Origin of the sequence: Enterobacter cloacae complex sp. IR5441, from assembly GCF_049238215.1 — a bacterium.
Lineage (GTDB): Bacteria > Pseudomonadota > Gammaproteobacteria > Enterobacterales > Enterobacteriaceae > Enterobacter > Enterobacter hormaechei_C.
This window is the reverse complement of record NZ_JBMKIA010000008.1, coordinates 112,958-130,417: the sequence shown is the minus strand read 5'-3', so window position 1 is coordinate 130,417 and position 17,460 is coordinate 112,958. Positions and strand designations below refer to the sequence as shown.

Sequence of the window (17,460 nt, the reverse complement as noted above, 5' to 3'; positions counted from 1 at the left end):
AACTCAGGCGGTCGAATGACCGCCTGGAGATGTTCACTTACGCCTGGTGACCGTTGATGTAATCAATGGCAGCCTGAACGGTGGTGATTTTCTCAGCTTCTTCGTCCGGAATCTCAGTATCAAACTCTTCTTCCAGAGCCATTACCAGCTCAACGGTGTCAAGAGAATCTGCGCCCAGGTCTTCAACAAAGGAAGCGGAGTTCACAACTTCTTCCTGCTTAACGCCCAGCTGTTCGCCGATAATTTTCTTAACGCGTTCTTCGATAGTGCTCATACTCTTAAATTTCCTATCAAAACTCGCTTTCGCGATGGTTTTCGTAGTGTATAAAATGTTGAAAAATTTGCAACTAAATCCCGGCAGGTCTTACCACGATTTTACGTTATTTTGAGGCCATTTGCCCAAATAACGCAAATATTTTCGATCGTGATTAAACCATGTACATCCCGCCGTTGACGTGGAGGGTTTCACCAGTGATGTAACCCGCTTCGTCAGAGGCTAAAAATGCAACCGCGCTGGCGATTTCTTTAGGGTCGCCAAGACGACCCGCCGGAACTGCCGCCAGCGTACCCGCACGCTGCTCATCAGTCAGCGCACGCGTCATGTCCGTTTCAATAAAGCCCGGAGCAACAACGTTTACAGTAATTCCGCGGGACGCGACTTCACGCGCCAGCGACTTACTGAAACCGATCAGACCTGCTTTCGCCGCAGCGTAGTTAGCCTGACCAGCATTTCCCATGGTACCAACCACAGAACCTACAGTGATAATACGACCATGACGCTTTTTCATCATAGCGCGCATTACCGCTTTTGACAGACGGAATACAGATGACAGGTTGGTTTCGATAATATCGTTCCACTCGTCGTCTTTCATTCGCATCAGCAGGTTGTCGCGAGTGATCCCGGCATTATTGACCAGAATATCCACTTCGCCAAACTCTGCGCGAATATTTTCCAGAACAGATTCGATAGATGCTGGTTCAGTCACATTCAGTACCAGACCTTTACCGTTCGCACCCAGATAGTCGCTGATGGCCTGTGCGCCATTCTCACTGGTCGCAGTCCCGATCACCGTCGCGCCGCGCGCAACCAGTGTTTCAGCAATAGCGCGCCCAATACCGCGGCTTGCGCCGGTCACCAGGGCAATTTTTCCTTCAAAACTCATGGTATTCCTCTTTTATTGCGAGAGTGCCGCTTTCATGGCTTCCGGCTCGTTAATCGCCGAGGCAGTCAGGGTGTCTACAATACGTTTTGTCAGACCGGTAAGTACCTTACCTGGACCAACTTCATACAGATGTTCAACGCCCTGAGACGCCATAAATTCAACGGTTTTAGTCCACTGAACCGGGCTGTAGAGCTGGCGAACCAGCGCGTTACGGATAGCCTCCGGCGCGGTTTCGCACTGCACATCGACGTTATTCACAACGGAAATCGTCGGTGCGTTAAAGGTCATTTTTTCCAGCTCAACCGCCAGCTTATCGGCAGCGGGCTTCATCAGCGCGCAGTGAGACGGTACGCTCACCGGCAGGGGCAGTGCACGTTTTGCGCCCGCAGCTTTACAGGCAGCGCCTGCACGCTCAACCGCTTCTTTATGACCCGCGATAACCACCTGGCCTGGCGAGTTAAAGTTTACTGGAGAAACGACCTGACCTTCAGCAGATTCTTCACAGGCTTTAGCGATAGAAGCATCATCCAGACCGATGATGGCAGACATGCCGCCCGTGCCCTCTGGCACCGCTTCCTGCATGAATTTACCACGCAATTCAACCAGGCGTACCGCGTCAGCGAAGGCAATCACCCCTGCGCAGACCAGCGCAGAGTATTCACCCAGGCTATGACCCGCCATCAGCGTCGGCGCTTTGCCGCCCTGCTGCTGCCATACGCGCCACAATGCGACGGAGGCTGCCAGCAGTGCCGGTTGAGTTTGCCAGGTTTTGTTCAGCTCTTCAGCGGGGCCCTGTTGGGTCAGCGCCCACAGATCATAACCCAGCGCGTCAGAGGCTTCACGGAAAGTCTCTTCAATAACCGGATAGTTTGCTGCCATTTCAGACAACATCCCAACAGTTTGCGAGCCCTGTCCCGGGAACACAAAAGCAAATTGCGTCATTTTTTAATCCTTATCCTAGAAACGAACCAGCGCGGAACCCCAGGTGAACCCGCCACCAAAGGCTTCAAGCAAGACCAGTTGGCCCCGTTTAATTCGTCCATCGCGTACCGCTTCGTCAAATGCGCACGGTACCGATGCCGCAGAGGTGTTGCCGTGGCGATCAAGCGTCACCACAACGTTATCCATAGACATGCCCAGCTTCTTCGCCGTCGCGCTGATGATACGCAGGTTCGCCTGATGCGGCACCAGCCAGTCGAGTGCGGTGCGTTCAAGGTTATTGGCTTCCAGCGTCTCATCGACAATATGCGCAAGCTCAGTCACCGCCACCTTGAATACTTCATTACCTGCCATGGTGAGGTAAATGGAGTTATCAGGATTAACGCGATCGGCGTTAGGCAGCGTTAACAGCTCGCCGTAGCGGCCATCGGCATGCAGGTGCGTGGAGATGATGCCCGGCTCTTCGGACTGCCCCAGCAGCACCGCGCCCGCGCCATCGCCAAAAATAATGATCGTGCCGCGATCGGTCGGATCGCAGGTACGCGCCAGCACATCAGCGCCGATCACCAGCGCATATTTTACGGCGCCCGATTTTACATACTGATCGGCGATGCTCAGCGCATAGGTGAAACCCGCGCACGCTGCTGCAACATCAAATGCCGGGCAGCCTTTGATGCCGAGCATGTTCTGCACCTGGCACGCTGCGCTTGGGAAGGCATGCGTGGCAGAGGTTGTCGCCACCACAATAAGCCCGATCTGTTCTTTATCAATGCCAGCCATCTCAAGCGCTCGCTGAGCGGCTTCGTAGCCCATGGTGGACACAGTTTCGTCTGGCGCGGCGATACGACGTTCACGGATACCTGTGCGCGTGACAATCCACTCGTCAGACGTATCTACCATTTTTTCAAGATCGGCGTTGGTACGCACTTGTTTTGGCAGGTAGCTGCCGGTACCTAAAATCTTCGTATACATGTACGCTCAGTCACTTTTAGCTAATACAGATCCCAGGCGAGCGGCAATCCTCTGAGGGACTTGTCGCTGCACCGCCTGCACTGCCTGTTCAATCGCGACGGTAAATGCTCGCTGATTGGCGGCGCCATGACTCTTAATCACGATGCCGCGCAATCCTAACAGACAGGCGCCATTATACTGGTCGGGGTTGAGGTGACTGAATCGCCGCGTCAGGCTTTTTTGTAACCAACGCTTTAATAAAATCAGCCACCAGGACCTTTTTTTACCTTCTCCCTGCGATTTCAGCAGAGAAAGGAACATTCGTACGACCCCTTCCATGGTCTTCAACGTCACGTTTCCGGTGAAGCCATCACACACTAATACATCCGTTTTGCCCGTCAGCAACTCATTGGCTTCGAGATAACCAATATAGTTGATGGAGGGGACCTGTTTGAGTATTTCCGCAGCGTCGCGGATACTGTCCAGGCCTTTGGTCTCTTCTTCACCAATATTCAGTAAAGCAACGCGGGGATTGTTAATCCCGACCACGTCTTCAGCCAGCACCGACCCCATAACGGCAAACTGAGCCAGCATTGTACTATCACAATCCACGTTAGCGCCCAGATCCAGCACCACCGTTTTGCCCTTCTGCTGATGCGGTAATACCGTCACCAGCGCCGGACGCTCAATGCCCTCAATCGGCTTGAGCAATAATTTCGACAGCCCCATCAGCGCACCAGTATTTCCCGCGCTGACGCAAGCCTGCGCTCGCCCTTCTTTCACCAGCTCCAGCGCCATTCGCATAGAGCTGCCGCGGCTATTACGAATAGCCTGCGATGGCCGGGCATCACTGGCAATAACTGACTGCGCAGGAATAATCTGCAGACGCGAACGTTGTTCAAAGTCAGCTTTTGCAAGTAATGGCGTGATTGTGTCGGGATTACCGACTAAAAGAAGTATGAGTTGCGAATTAGAATTCAGTGCCTGCAATGCTGCAGGCACTGTCACGGTAGGGCCAAAATCTCCCCCCATGACATCTAACGCCAGGGTTAGACGTGTCAAGGTATCGTCGCAGCCTGGTTCGGTAAACTCCCCGTTTGCACGGGGAAGTTCCTCACTAAGCCTAATCACGCTGACGCGTGATTACTTAGTGATAACCTTGCGGCCGCGGTAGAAACCGTCAGCGGTGATGTGGTGACGCAGGTGTTTCTCACCAGAAGTCTTGTCTACAGACAGGCTGGTAACTGCGGTCAGCGCGTCATGGGAACGACGCATGCCACGTTTGGAACGGGTTGGTTTATTCTGTTGTACGGCCATGGACCTTACTCCTCAATTACTTACGCTTTAAGCTGGCTAATACGGCAAATGGGTTTGGTTTTTGCGCTTCATCAGGCAGTTCCCCAAAGACCATGTCCGCCTCGGACACTTCACAGTGTTCAGAATCATGCACCGGAACGACTGGCAGGGAGAGGATGACTTCATCTTCAACCAGCGCCAGAAGATCGATTTCACCGAATTCGTTAACCTCAATCGGCTCATACGCTTCCGGGAGTGCTTCAGCCTGTTCGTCAGAACGAACCGGACTAAAACAATACGTTGTGTGAACATGCTGTACAAACGGTTTCCCGCAACGCTGACATTCGAGCGTTACCGTCACCTTTGCATCACCGGTTAACACGGCGAGACGCTGGTTGTCGATAGCGAACGACATGGAGCATTCTACATCACTGTCCACACTGACTACAGATTCGGCAATACGCTCAGCCTGATCGGAAGAATAGATTCCTTCGTAATCGAGGCGTTTTTGAGCCGTACGAACCGGATCAAGAGTCAGGGGTAATTTTACCTTTTGCATAGGGCGCGCATATTAACTTTGTAACGTCATAGAGTCAAAGAAAAAGGCAACCAGAGCTGCCTTTTGCCAATTATTCGCACACATTGCGGCCTGTAGTTTAAAATGGCTGGCATCGATACGCTATATCTGGTGATAAAAATATGCCAAATCTCGTCCTTGCTTCCACTTCACCTTATCGCCGAATGCTGCTGGAAAAGCTCGGGATCCCGTTTGAATGCGCTGCGCCGGAGGTGGATGAAACGCCACAGCCGGGCGAGTCACCGCGTCATCTGGTGACCCGTCTCGCGAAAGAGAAAGCACAGTCGCTGGCCGTACGTTACCCCGCACATCTGATTATAGGCTCCGATCAGGTTTGTGTGCTGGACGGCGAAATCACCGGCAAACCGCATACGGAAGAAAACGCCTGCCAGCAGCTGTTGCGTGCGCGAGGCGGTATCGTGACCTTTTATACCGGCCTGGCGCTTTATAATTCGGCTTCCGGTCATCTGCAAACCGAGTGCGAGCCGTTTGATGTGCACTTCCGTCATCTTAGCGAGCAGGAGATTATGGATTATGTGCGTCGGGAACGTCCGCTAAACTGTGCAGGGAGCTTTAAAAGTGAAGGACTAGGGATTGCGTTGTTCGACAAGCTCGATGGCCGCGATCCCAACACGCTGGTGGGGTTGCCGCTGATTGCACTGTGCCAGATGTTAAGGCGAGAAGAGTGTAATCCGCTGACGATGTGACCGTTGCGGCCTGATGCTCACAGGGAGAGGGAGAAAAACATGTTGGCCGGGTAAGCGCAGCGCCACCCGGCACAAAATCAGCCGCGCAGAACTTTCAGACAGCGTTTGAGCTGCTCATCCAGCGGCGCTTCAATACGGATAACTTCGCCGGTATTAGGATGGGTAAATTTCAGCGCTGCCGCGTGCAGGAACAGACGCGACAGCCCTGTTCCCGCCAGCTGCTTATCAAATTCGCGATCGCCATAGCGGTCATCAAACGCAATCGGATGGCCCGCAAACTGGGTATGGACGCGAATCTGGTGGGTACGCCCCGTCACCGGACTACAGCGCACCAGCGTGGCGAATTCGTAGCGCTCTTCAACTTTAAAGCGCGTCTCAGACGGTTTCCCTTCCTGATTAACACGAACAATGCGCTCGCCGCTTTGCAGAATATTTTTCAGCAGCGGCGCCTGCACCACTTTCACGTGGGACTGCCACTGGCCGCGCACCAGCGCCAGGTAATCTTTCTGCATCCCTTTTTCGCGCAGCTGTTCATGCAGTGAACGCAGCGCAGAACGTTTTTTCGCCACCAGCAGCACGCCAGAGGTATCGCGGTCAAGACGGTGAACCAGTTCGAGGAAACGCGCTTCCGGGCGCAGCGCGCGTAACCCTTCAATCACGCCGAAGCTCAGACCGCTCCCCCCGTGTACCGCCGTTCCGGACGGTTTATTCAGCACCAGAATGTGGTCGTCCTCATAAAGGATAACGTCGCTCAGGGCCGCGACTTTTTGCAGCTTCGGAGAAACGACCTCTTCTTCACGCTCTGCAACACGTACCGGTGGAATCCGGACTTCATCGCCCGCCTCGAGCTTATACTCTGGCTTCACGCGTTTTTTGTTCACCCGCACCTCGCCCTTACGCAAGATGCGATAAATCATACTTTTTGGCACGCCCTTCAACTGGGTGCGCAAAAAATTATCGATACGTTGCCCCGCCTCGTCGTCGGCGATGGCAACCATTTTTACGGCTGGAGTCTCTGTTTTCATGGTTGGCGATTCTAAATAGCGTCAGACATTAGCGCCACTCATTTTTCTATGCTTATATTTACTTTTATCCGGACCACTCCCCTTTCGCGCAATCGATTTGGTGGTTATTAAACCAATCACCCCGTTGAAGTGAAGAAACTGTGAGTAACCGGGTGATAATTGGTAAAAGTCATCTTGCTATAACCCGGCGAGCAGTGGAATAATGAATCCGTTTTCCGCGTTAAATCCGGGTTTTGTAAGGATGTCGACGGAATGACCAATTTTGTCTGACCGATCATCCACGCAGCAATGGCGTAAGACGTATTGATCTTTCAGGCAGTTAGCGGGCTGCGGGTTGCAGTACTTCCCGGTATAAGGATTGTTCTCTGGAGAGTTTTCCCAGGCAATTCCCCTGATAATTGCGCTGTGTTTCCGTATGAAACACAGGCAACCGACACTCTGCGCCTCTTAAGCGAGCGACAACCGTGAGGTTGGCGACGTGAATAGACACGAGGCCATCGGTTCATACCCCGGAAAGCGTCACCTTGCCCGCAGCTTTGTCGTCAATGTAAGAATAACGAGTAAGTTACGATGAAAAGAATGTTAATCAACGCAACTCAGCAAGAAGAGTTGCGTGTCGCCCTTGTGGATGGGCAGCGCCTGTACGATCTGGATATCGAAAGTCCTGGACACGAACAGAAAAAAGCGAACATTTACAAAGGCAAAATCACCCGCATTGAACCAAGCCTTGAAGCTGCATTTGTCGATTACGGTGCTGAGCGTCACGGTTTCCTTCCTCTCAAAGAAATCGCCCGCGAATATTTTCCTGCAAACTACAACTCCCATGGCCGTCCGAACATTAAAGATGTTCTGCGTGAAGGTCAGGAAGTTATCGTCCAGATCGATAAAGAAGAGCGTGGCAACAAAGGTGCCGCACTGACCACCTTTATCAGCCTGGCAGGAAGTTATCTGGTATTGATGCCAAACAACCCGCGTGCGGGTGGCATCTCTCGCCGTATCGAAGGCGATGACCGTACCGAGCTGAAAGAAGCGCTGGCAAGTCTCGAGCTGCCAGACGGCATGGGCCTTATCGTGCGCACCGCAGGCGTCGGCAAATCTGCCGAAGCGTTGCAGTGGGACCTGAGCTTCCGTCTGAAGCACTGGGAAGCCATCAAGAAAGCGGCTGAGAGCCGTCCTGCTCCGTTCCTGATCCACCAGGAAAGCAACGTTATTGTGCGTGCCTTCCGTGATTATCTACGTCAGGACATCGGTGAAATTCTTATTGATAACCCGAAAGTGCTTGAGCTGGCTCGCCAGCACATCGCCGCGCTGGGTCGCCCGGATTTCACCAGCAAAATTAAACTGTACACCGGTGAAATCCCGCTGTTCAGCCACTATCAGATTGAATCCCAGATCGAGTCTGCCTTCCAGCGTGAAGTGCGTCTGCCGTCCGGCGGTTCTATCGTAATTGATACCACCGAAGCGCTGACCGCTATCGACATCAACTCCGCGCGTGCAACCCGTGGCGGCGACATCGAAGAGACCGCCTTCAACACCAACCTTGAAGCCGCTGATGAAATCGCCCGCCAGCTCCGCCTGCGCGACCTGGGTGGTCTGATTGTTATCGACTTCATCGACATGACCCCGGTTCGCCACCAGCGTGCGGTTGAAAACCGTTTGCGTGAAGCGGTGCGCCAGGATCGCGCACGTATCCAGATTAGCCATATCTCGCGCTTCGGCCTGCTGGAAATGTCCCGTCAGCGTCTGAGCCCGTCACTCGGCGAGTCCAGCCATCACGTCTGCCCGCGCTGTTCCGGTACGGGTACCGTGCGTGACAATGAATCGCTCTCCCTCTCTATTCTGCGTCTGATTGAAGAAGAAGCGCTGAAAGAGAACACCAAAGAGGTTCACGCCATCGTTCCGGTGCCGATTGCCTCCTACCTGCTGAACGAAAAACGTGCAGCGGTAAGCGCAATCGAAGCGCGTCAGGGCGGTGTTCGCTGCATCATCGTGCCAAACGACGAGATGCAAACCCCGCACTATCACGTGCTGCGCGTGCGTAAAGGCGAAGAGACAAGCACCCTCAGCTACCTGCTGCCGAAGCTGCATGAAGAAGAAATGGCGCTGCCATCGGATGAAGAGCCTGCCGAGCGTAAACTGCCTGAGCAGCCTGCATTAGCAACCTTCATCATGCCGGAAGCCCCGCCGGAAGCGACGCTGGAAAAACCAGCGGCAAAACCTGCCGTGCAAAAGGCGGCCCCTGCCGCGCCAAAAGCGCAGCCTGAGCAGCCGGGTCTCCTGAGCCGCATCTTCGGCGCGTTGAAAAAAATGTTTGCTGGCGAAGAAGTTCAGCCTGAGCAGCCGAAAGAAGCGCCAAAAGAAGCGAAGCCAGAGCGTCAGCAGGACCGTCGTAAGCGTCAGAATAATCGTCGCGATCGTAATGACCGCAACGACCGTAGCGATCGTAACGAGCGCCGTGATAATCGTTCCGAGAACAACGAAGGTCGTGAACAACGCGAGGACAACCGTCGCAACCGTCGCGAGAAGCAACAGCAGAACGTTGAAGATCGTGAGATTCGCCAGCAGGCGGGCGATGAGTCCGAGAAGAGCAAACAGCGTGACGAGCAGCAACCTCGCCGCGAGCGTAACCGTCGTCGTAACGACGAGAAACGCCAGGCCCAGCAGGAAGTCAAAAACCTGAACCGCGAAGCGCCTGTTGAACAGCAGGACACGGAGCAGGAAGAGCGTACTCAGGTTATGCCGCGTCGTAAGCAGCGTCAGCTGACCCAGAAAGTACGTGTGGGTGCTGTTCAGACGGAAGAAAACGACGTTATCACGGTTGAAGCAGCAGAAAGCACAACGGGTACCCAGGTTGCGAAAGTTGACCTGCCAGCCGTCGTGGAAAATCAGGTTGAGCAGGACGAAAGCAGCGAAAACCGTGACAACGCAGGTATGCCGCGTCGCTCCCGTCGTTCTCCGCGTCATCTGCGCGTGAGCGGTCAGCGTCGTCGTCGCTACCGTGACGAGCGTTACCCGACTCAGTCGCCAATGCCGCTGACCGTGGCGTGCGCGTCACCTGAGATGGCATCCGGTAAAGTCTGGATCCGTTACCCGGTTGCTCGCCCGGAGCAGGCTGTTGAAGAACAGGCTGTGACCGAAGAGGTGATTGCACCGGTAGCAGCGGTGGAAGACGTCGTGACTGAAGCGGCAACCGTGGTTGAACCGCAGGTTGTTGACACGGCGGCACCGCAGGCTGTGGAAGTGGAAACGACCCATCCTGAAGTGATTGCTGCGCCGGTTGATGCCGCCCCGCAGATCATTGCCGAAGAAGATACCGTGGTGGCTGAAGAAGTCGCGGAGGAAGCTGAGCCGGTCTCCGCAGCAGAAGAGCCCGCAGACGTTGCCGTCGAGACGGTGACGGAAGAGTTAGTTCAGGACGTCGAGATTCAGGTTGAACCTGTTGTCGAAGAGGTCAAAGCGCCTGAAGTGAAATCCGAGCCGGTTGAGGTCGTTGCCGCGCCAGCGCCTGCTCACGTTGCTACCGCGCCGATGACTCGCGCCCCGGCACCTGAGTATGTACCTGAAGCGCCACGCCATAGCGACTGGGTTCGTCCGGCATTCAACTTCGAAGGCAAAGGTGCTGCCGGTGGTCACAGTGCAACGCACATGGCTACTGCGCCAGCTACTCGTCCTCAGCCTGTTGAATAACGCACACTAAGACTGAAAGCCGACCTTCGGGTCGGCTTTTTTATGGCTGTTGCAGGGGCTTTCTCATTCCGGTGACCTCCGGCATTATCTGCCGCATCAGCTCCAGAAAACGCCGCAAGCGCGCCGGATAATAACGAGACCAGGGGTAAACCAGATGTACCGGTAACGCTGCCGGCTGCCACTCTGGCAGTAGATGCACCAGTCTTCCTTCCTGAATATCATCCTGTACTGTCCAGCTGGATACCACCGCCACGCCCAGCCCGGTGAGTGCCGTATTGCGCGCCACATACAGGCTGTCGGTACTCAGGCGTGGCGTAATGGTAACCCGCGCCGGGGCAGATGATGCATCGTGGAAAAGCTCCACATGGCGTTGATAAAAAGAGCTGATGGCAATCCAGGGAAGCTGCTGCAAATCTTCCGGCGTTTTAACCGCGGGATAACGGGCCAGTAATTCCGGTGAAGCCACCACCGAGCGCGGCACTTCAGCCAGCAGCACGGACACGGTTGCCGGATCGACTTCCACACCCACCCGAATAGCACAGTCAAGGTTGTCGCCGAGGAAATCAACCGAGCGATCGTTGAGCATCCACTCAACAGAAAGCTGGGGATAGCGCTGTAAAAATTCGGTTAACGGTTTCAGAAGCTGATCCTGGCCAAACGCGTGCGGGGCGCGCACCCTCAGCACCCCAACCGGTTCATCTTCCGTCTGCCCTACCTCGTCTTCCAGCGCCAGCCAGCTGTCAATCACCCGTCGGGCATGCTGATAGCAGCGTTCGCCGTCATCGGTCAGCCGGGTCGTATGGGTTGTGCGCAGCATCAGACGTACTCCCAGCATGGTCTCAAGCGACTGCAACCGTCGGCTCACCGTGGCCTGGGTTGTTGCCAGCTGACGTGCCGCCGCAGAAAGAGACCCCGCCTCCACAATGCGAACAAACGTTCGCATCAGTTCTACCCGATCTATACGCTCAGACCTTTTCATACCATTTTTACCCATACGCCACACGTATAAGCGTTTTACCACCGCGCCCGCTACCGTCGCAAGGCGTACTGATAAAAAATAGCCGCACACGACGAATGAGGAACATCTTATGAACACAACCACCACCCGGGCCGTAAGCCGCTGGGTAATCTTAATGCTGGCGCTCGGTGCGGGCTTTAGCGTGGCATCCATCTATTATGCCCAGCCTCTGCTGCCGCTGATGGGCTCAGACCTGCATCTGAGCATCGAAGGCATGGGCATGGTCCCGACGCTCACCCAGGCGGGTTATGCCCTGGGCATCCTGTTTCTGCTCCCGCTCGGCGATCGTCATGACCGCAGAACGCTGATCCTGATAAAAAGTGCGGCTCTGGCGCTGTTCCTGCTGGGTTGTAGCCTGACCGGACAGCTGCACTCCCTGCTGCTCACCAGCCTGCTGATTGGCATGGCCGCCACCATGGCGCAGGATATTGTCCCGGCCGCAGCGATCCTCGCGCCGGAAGGTAAACAGGGAAAAACGGTCGGCACGGTGATGACCGGCCTGCTGCTGGGGATTTTACTCTCCAGAACCGTCAGCGGCGTGGTGGGTGAAGCCTTTGGCTGGCGGGTGATGTATCAGCTGGCTGCTGCAAGCATTGCCTTTGTCGGCGCGGTGATGTGGGCCGTACTCCCACGTTTTGCTATTCACTCCACGCTGAGCTATCCCGCGCTGATGCGTTCCATGGAGCACCTGTGGCGTCGTTACCCGGCACTGCGTCGCGCGGCGCTGGCTCAGGGTTTTCTGTCGATTGCCTTTAGCGCATTCTGGTCAACGCTGGCGGTCATGCTGCTGGAACGGTATCACCTTGGCAGTGCCGTAGCGGGTGGATTTGGTATTGCCGGAGCCGCTGGCGCGCTGGCCGCACCGCTGGCAGGGGGTCTTGCCGATAAGCTGGGCGCCGGTAAAGTGACCCAGTTGGGTGCCGCGCTGGTGACCCTCTCGTTTGCCCTGATGTTCCTGATGCCGGCACTGGGTGTACACGGTCAGTTGATCCTGATTGCCCTCTCAGCGGTCGGTTTCGATCTCGGCTTGCAGTCCAGCCTCGTGGCCCACCAGAACCTGGTCTACAGCCTTGAGCCGCAGGCCCGCGGACGCCTGAACGCCCTGCTGTTTACCGTCATTTTCATCGGAATGGCGCTGGGTTCGGCATTAGGCAGCAATATCTATACGCTGGCAGGCTGGTCTGGCGTGGTGGCTCTGGCAACCCTGTGTGGTGCCATTGCGCTGGCTATCAGAGTGATTGAAAGCGCCCGGGTGCTGTCCGCACAGGCAGAAAGTGTGTAAAAAAATGCCCAACCCGGACGGGTTGGGCAGTCAAAACATGCCCAGTTTCAAGACATGTCAAACAGGTCAGAATCTTATTTGTTCATCTGGAACAAAGACATACCCTGCATATCGCTAAAGGCTTTATACGAGGCCTGCAACGCCGCCTGCTGCATGGTGTAGGACGAAATCACCGAGTTCCAGTCCACGTCAACCAGGTTACTCATCTGCTGCGTCTGACCCAGCGCGCGGTCTTCACCCAGAGCGTCCAGCTTGCCCAGCTCATCCAGCTTGATGCCGAGGTCGGCGCGCACGGTCAGCACGTTGTTGAGGGAGTTGCTCAGGCCACGGTTGGCTTTATCAATAGCCGCCGTAAAGGCCTCGGCTTTCGTTTCGTCCTCCCCAATCGGCGTATTCAACGCTTCAATTGCGGAGTCGAGGATCTTGAACAAATTCGTTTCCGGCGCACTACCATCTGGCTCTGGCTTGGCATTGCTGGTGAAGCTATCGAAAACTTCAGTGCCCGTATGGCTAATTTGCATCGTGCGCGCGGAGTCAACCTGCTGGCTGATTGGCGTTCCGCCGCCCTTATAATCACCCGTCGCCTGGTCGAAAGCCGCCGCTTCGGTCTTGTAACCGGAAAAAATATAGCGACCGTTACCGTCCGTGCTGTTAGCCAGGTTCATGAGCTGATCGCGAATACCTTGCAGGTTTGTGGCCAGCGAAGCGCGGTCATCGTCACTTAACGTACCGTTGCCCGCATTGACAATCTTTTCCTGAGCAGCCTGGATGGCGGTTGTCACTTGCGATAACACGTTCTCTTCCAGCGAGACTTTCGTCGTAGCGAAGGAGCGTGCCAGCGCATACTGGCTGTTTTGCGTTTGAGCCTGAGAGAGCACAACGGCCTGCGAGGCGGCAATCGGATCGTCAGACGGACGGTTGATGCGCTTCCCCGTAGACATCTGCTCGCCGTAGCTGAGCCAGAGACTTTGGGAGTTCGTCACGCCGCGCATGCTTTGCTCATACATCATTTGAGTACTAATACGCATTTTTTATGCCTCAGCCTTAGCGGATATTGATCAATGCATCAAACAGCGTGCTCGCCGTTTGCAGCACCTGCGCATTCGCCAGATAGTACTGCTGATAGCGTTGCAGGTTGCCATACTCTTCATCCAGGTTAACCCCGGAGATTGACTGCTGTTGTTTGGTCAGCTGCGTCACCACGTTAACTTTGGTTTCGCTGCTGGTTTTCAGCGACGCCGTGGTGCTGCCCACCGTACTGACCAGCGCGGCATAAGCATCGTTAAAGGTTTTGTTCCCTCCCACCAATTTGGCGCTCTGTAAATCCAGCAGCTTCTGGCCATTGGTATTGTCGCTTTCACCGCTTCCTTTCGCGGAGGCCATCGCCAGTTTGGATTCGTCGCTGATCGCTACGTCCATATTCACAATGACGTCATTCACCGGTTTGACGATGAAACTGTCTTTATTATCGGCTGAGCCGCTAATCTTAACGTTGAGACCATCAAACGACAGATTACCGCTGGCGTCAGGCTTGGCCGTGAAGCTGGTGTTGTCCGACAGACGCGTGATTGTCCAGTCAGTACCGTTGTACTCGACTTTATAGTTTGTCGCCTGGACCTTTGTACTGTCCGTCATCGTGGCCGTAACGGACGCGCTTCCGGTGTTTTTACCGTTACTCAGCACTGCCGGAGAGCCAAAATCAAACAGCTTGCCGCCTGCATCCCCGTTGGCATCAAAGCCAGCCTGGTGCTGGGTATTCATGGCATCCGCAAACGCCAGCGCCATCTGGTTAAGGGTGTTTCGCGCCTGATCCAGATCCTGAGAACGGAACGTTAACAGCCCCCCAAGCGACCCCGTGGTGATCTGTTTTTCTGAGATCTCCACGTTGCCCGCAGCGGCATCCACATACGCAATTGTTGTACGCGCTGGGTCCGCACTGGATTTCACCGCCGCCAGCTGGCTGGCGTTGCTGCCCTGTACCAGGGTGTAACCGTTGGCGATAGAGATGTTGTAGGTGCCGCTGTCCTGTACGGTGACGTCCACACCGACAATCTTGTTCAGTTCACTCACCAGCTGATCGCGCTGATCGAGCAGTTCATTCGGGGATGCGCCCGCACCGACGCCAGTCAGCCGGGAGATCTGATCGTTAAGATTGGCAATCTGTTTCGCGTAGTTATTGATCTGATCGACGCTGGTAGAAATCGCCGTATTGACCTGCGCATCCTGATCGCGGAGATATTGATCGTTGGTTTTAAACTGGTTTACCAGACCATCCGCCTTCCCGAGTACCGTCTGGCGAGCAGCCGGATCTTCTGCGTTACTCACCAGCGTTTGCAGGCTTTTAAAGAAATCCTGGAGGTTGGCAGAAAGCGAGTTCGTGGTATCAGAAAGCACATCGTCAATTTTTGACATCTGCTGGTAGCGCGTGGTCAGCCCACTGCTCTGGTTCTGCGCCGCGCGCAGCTGGTTGGTGATAAACGCATCATATTCACGCTGAACACCGGAGACATAGACCCCGTTACCCACCCAGCCACCGCCGGTCAGGGTGCTGTTTGATGCCCCCAGAATGGTGGTCTGGCGGGTATAACCTGCCACGTTGTAGCTTGAAATATTATTACTGACGGTATTGAGTGCCGACTGCGCAGCACTGAGGCCACTCATGGCGCTGTTAATCAAACTGGACATGGGGGTTCCTTTTATACGTTCAGACACGAGTCCTGATGAAGGTTATCGGCAACCTCCACCGGGACTTGAGAACTTTCAGAACAGATTTTCGAGATCTGTGCTATACGCTTTGCTGACCTTCTCAGACATGGATTTCAGCTGCTGGATCATGCTGGTCAGCTTGCGCGCATAGTTTGGATCGGTCGCGTAGCCAGCATTCTGCAATGCCTGAGCGCCCTGCTCTGGCGTGGCGGCCTGGGTCACGGCGGTGTAGCGCGGATTCCGGCTCAGCAGCCCGACATAATCCGACAACGCTTCCAGATACGAGCTGTAGACGCGGAATTTGGCTTTCACCTTCACTGCCGCACCGTTCTCATATTCGGTGGTGGTGATCTCGGTGGTCGGCCCTTTCCAGCTGGAGGTGGCCTTCACGCCAAAGATGTTGAAGCTCGGCTCACCGTTCTCCCTGCGGATCTGACGTTGCCCCCAGCCCGACTCCAGCGCCGCCTGCGCCAGAATCAGATGGTGCGGCACGCCGCTCTCTTCACTGGCAAGACGCGCCGGCAGGGAGAGCTGCGCCAGGAAGTCTTTGCTGTCGCCGGAGAGCGGCTCGTCACGCGTTTCTGCCGGCTTCGGCATCGCCTTACGCACCATCTGCGTCAGCGCCTGATTTTGATAACTGGTCACCTTTTCGAGATCAAACTTCAGCGGCACCTGCGGCGGGGCCTCTTCAGGCGGGAGCCCCTGAGCGGCTGCGGTCTGCTTCACGATCATGTCCGCCAGGCCGAGCCCCTTTCCGGCGGTCATTTGCTGGGCAATCTGCTGATCGTACATGCTGGTGTAAAGCCGCGTGGAATCACTGCTGAACATGCCATCTTTCGGCAGGGTTTCACGCATGCTTTTCAACATCATCTGTACGAACATGCCTTCCACCTGACGGGCAACCGGGCGGATATTCGCCGCCGGATCCTTGCCCGCTTTGGTTTTCAGCTCGTTGAGCGACTGGGCATCCCAGGCGGCACTGGTCAACAGTTTGCTATCGGTCAGCATTTAGATGATTTCCAGTCTGGCGCGCAGGCAGCCTGCACTTTGCATGGATTGCAGAATGGACATCAGATCCATTGGCGTTGCACCCAGCGCATTCAGAGCACGCACCACGCTGTTCAGGTTGGCGCTGGAGCGCACGCTCTGCAACGAACCGCCGCTCTGTCGCAAATCAATCTGCGTTTGCGGGGTCACTACCGTCTGACCGCCACCAAACGGGGTATCCGGCTGGCTGACGTTGGCCGAGCGGTTAACCGTGACGGAGAGATTGCCCTGCGCCACGGCGCAGCTGTCCAGCGTCACTTCGCGGTTCATCACCACCGAGCCGGTACGGGAGTTGATAATGACTTTCGCATCCTGCACCGGCACGTTCACTTCCATATTCTGGATATCGGCCAGCAACCGCACCTGGTTGCTGCTGCCGGTTGACGTGCGGATCTGCACGGTACGGGCATCCAGCGCGGTGGCGCTGCCGTAGCCCCGGCTGCGGTTGATGGTGTCAGCGATCTGCTGCGCCATCGTAAAGTCTTCGTTATTCAGTTGCAGGTTAATGGTGTTGCCGGTGCCGAACTGGGTCGGCAGCTCACGTTCGATGATCGCGCCGTTGGTAATACGTCCCCCGTTCAGCTGGTTCACCTGCACGCTGCTGCCGCCCGCCGACGCGCCTGCTCCGCCAACCAGAATGTTGCCCTGCGCCAGAGCATACACCTGGCTGTCGACCCCTTTCAGCGGCGTCATCAGCAACGTACCGCCGCGCAGGCTTTTGGCGTTACCCATCGACGAGACAACCACGTCGATGGTCTGCCCCTGACGCGCAAAGGCCGGATAAGACGCGGTCACCATCACGGCCGCCACGTTTTTCAGCTGCATGTTGGTCCCGGCCGGTACGGTAATACCGAGCTGCGAGAGCATATTGTTCAGGCTCTGGGTGGTGAACGGCGTCTGGGTCGTCTGGTCACCCGTCCCATCCAGCCCCACCACCAGGCCGTAGCCAATCAGCGAGTTTTCGCGCACGCCCTGCACGCTGGTGAGATCGCGTATGCGATCGGCCTGCGCAACGGTAGCGACCAGCGACAGCGCCACGGCGAAGAGAAATTTATACATAGG

General features: G+C 55.6%; 16 protein-coding genes. 3 read left to right on the top strand and 13 right to left on the bottom strand.

Translation table 11 applies throughout. The features are described 5' to 3' along the window. Positions 1-37: 37 nt before the first annotated feature. From acpP to yceD, 7 genes are all read right to left on the bottom strand, one after another. Positions 38-274, bottom strand: a complete 237-nt coding sequence (acpP, locus tag ACOTX5_RS11595) for an acyl carrier protein (RefSeq protein WP_003857954.1) — start codon at positions 272-274, stop codon at positions 38-40. A 154-nt stretch (positions 275-428) separates the two neighbouring features. Next, on the bottom strand, positions 429-1,163 hold the full coding sequence (fabG, locus tag ACOTX5_RS11590; protein WP_003857956.1) for a 3-oxoacyl-ACP reductase FabG: 735 nt from the start codon (positions 1,161-1,163) through the stop codon (positions 429-431). 12 nt (positions 1,164-1,175) lie between these two features. Then, positions 1,176-2,105 carry an ACP S-malonyltransferase gene (fabD, locus tag ACOTX5_RS11585; RefSeq protein WP_015570824.1) on the bottom strand — a complete coding sequence of 310 codons (930 nt, stop codon included), beginning with the start codon at positions 2,103-2,105 and terminating at the stop codon, positions 1,176-1,178. 15 nt (positions 2,106-2,120) lie between these two features. Further along, positions 2,121-3,074 carry a beta-ketoacyl-ACP synthase III gene (locus tag ACOTX5_RS11580; protein ID WP_017384725.1) on the bottom strand — a complete coding sequence of 318 codons (954 nt, stop codon included), beginning with the start codon at positions 3,072-3,074 and terminating at the stop codon, positions 2,121-2,123. Positions 3,075-3,080: 6 nt separating this feature from the next. Continuing rightward, on the bottom strand, positions 3,081-4,115 hold the full coding sequence (gene plsX / locus ACOTX5_RS11575; protein WP_202816162.1) for a phosphate acyltransferase PlsX: 1,035 nt from the start codon (positions 4,113-4,115) through the stop codon (positions 3,081-3,083). 81 nt (positions 4,116-4,196) lie between these two features. Beyond that, complete coding sequence (rpmF, locus tag ACOTX5_RS11570) at positions 4,197-4,370, bottom strand: 50S ribosomal protein L32 (protein WP_003857964.1); 174 nt, start codon at positions 4,368-4,370, stop codon at positions 4,197-4,199. Between the two features lie 16 nt (positions 4,371-4,386). Then, a complete protein-coding gene (gene yceD, locus ACOTX5_RS11565; RefSeq protein WP_003857966.1) occupies positions 4,387-4,908 on the bottom strand; it encodes a 23S rRNA accumulation protein YceD in 522 nt (173 codons plus the stop codon). Between the two features lie 140 nt (positions 4,909-5,048). On the opposite strand from yceD, the gene ACOTX5_RS11560 reads away from it, so the two are divergent. Next, the gene (locus ACOTX5_RS11560; protein WP_017693639.1) at positions 5,049-5,633 is read left to right on the top strand and encodes a Maf family protein; all 585 of its coding nucleotides are present in this window, start codon (positions 5,049-5,051) and stop codon (positions 5,631-5,633) included. A 77-nt stretch (positions 5,634-5,710) separates the two neighbouring features. Here the strand turns inward: ACOTX5_RS11560 and rluC are convergent, their stop codons facing one another. Next, a complete protein-coding gene (gene rluC / locus ACOTX5_RS11555) occupies positions 5,711-6,658 on the bottom strand; it encodes a 23S rRNA pseudouridine(955/2504/2580) synthase RluC (RefSeq protein ID WP_003857970.1) in 948 nt (315 codons plus the stop codon). Between the two features lie 570 nt (positions 6,659-7,228). Between rluC and rne the strand changes: the two genes are divergently transcribed. Beyond that, positions 7,229-10,345: a ribonuclease E gene (rne, locus tag ACOTX5_RS11550; protein ID WP_045911612.1), complete on the top strand. Its 3,117-nt coding sequence runs from the start codon at positions 7,229-7,231 to the stop codon at positions 10,343-10,345. A 40-nt stretch (positions 10,346-10,385) separates the two neighbouring features. On the opposite strand, the gene ACOTX5_RS11545 is transcribed toward rne, so the two are convergent. Then, positions 10,386-11,339: a LysR family transcriptional regulator gene (locus ACOTX5_RS11545; RefSeq protein WP_032671510.1), complete on the bottom strand. Its 954-nt coding sequence runs from the start codon at positions 11,337-11,339 to the stop codon at positions 10,386-10,388. A gap of 94 nt (positions 11,340-11,433) precedes the next feature. Here ACOTX5_RS11545 and ACOTX5_RS11540 point away from each other — a divergent pair, with 94 nt between their 5' ends. Beyond that, positions 11,434-12,645 carry an MFS transporter gene (locus ACOTX5_RS11540; RefSeq protein ID WP_045911611.1) on the top strand — a complete coding sequence of 404 codons (1,212 nt, stop codon included), beginning with the start codon at positions 11,434-11,436 and terminating at the stop codon, positions 12,643-12,645. A gap of 74 nt (positions 12,646-12,719) precedes the next feature. Here ACOTX5_RS11540 and flgL read toward each other — a convergent pair whose 3' ends face one another. The 4 genes from flgL to ACOTX5_RS11520 all read right to left on the bottom strand — a co-directional run bounded on the left by flgL (position 12,720) and on the right by ACOTX5_RS11520 (position 17,457). Further along, entirely contained in the window at positions 12,720-13,673 is a 954-nt protein-coding gene (gene flgL / locus ACOTX5_RS11535) for a flagellar hook-associated protein FlgL (RefSeq protein ID WP_017384730.1), read from the bottom strand. 16 nt (positions 13,674-13,689) lie between these two features. Then, the gene (flgK, locus tag ACOTX5_RS11530) at positions 13,690-15,330 is read right to left on the bottom strand and encodes a flagellar hook-associated protein FlgK (protein WP_032670131.1); all 1,641 of its coding nucleotides are present in this window, start codon (positions 15,328-15,330) and stop codon (positions 13,690-13,692) included. Positions 15,331-15,405: 75 nt separating this feature from the next. Continuing rightward, positions 15,406-16,359 carry a flagellar assembly peptidoglycan hydrolase FlgJ gene (gene flgJ, locus ACOTX5_RS11525; RefSeq protein WP_017384732.1) on the bottom strand — a complete coding sequence of 318 codons (954 nt, stop codon included), beginning with the start codon at positions 16,357-16,359 and terminating at the stop codon, positions 15,406-15,408. Beyond that, positions 16,360-17,457, bottom strand: coding sequence for a flagellar basal body P-ring protein FlgI (locus ACOTX5_RS11520; RefSeq protein WP_017384733.1), 1,098 nt, complete (start codon positions 17,455-17,457; stop codon positions 16,360-16,362). Positions 17,458-17,460: the final 3 nt, after the last annotated feature.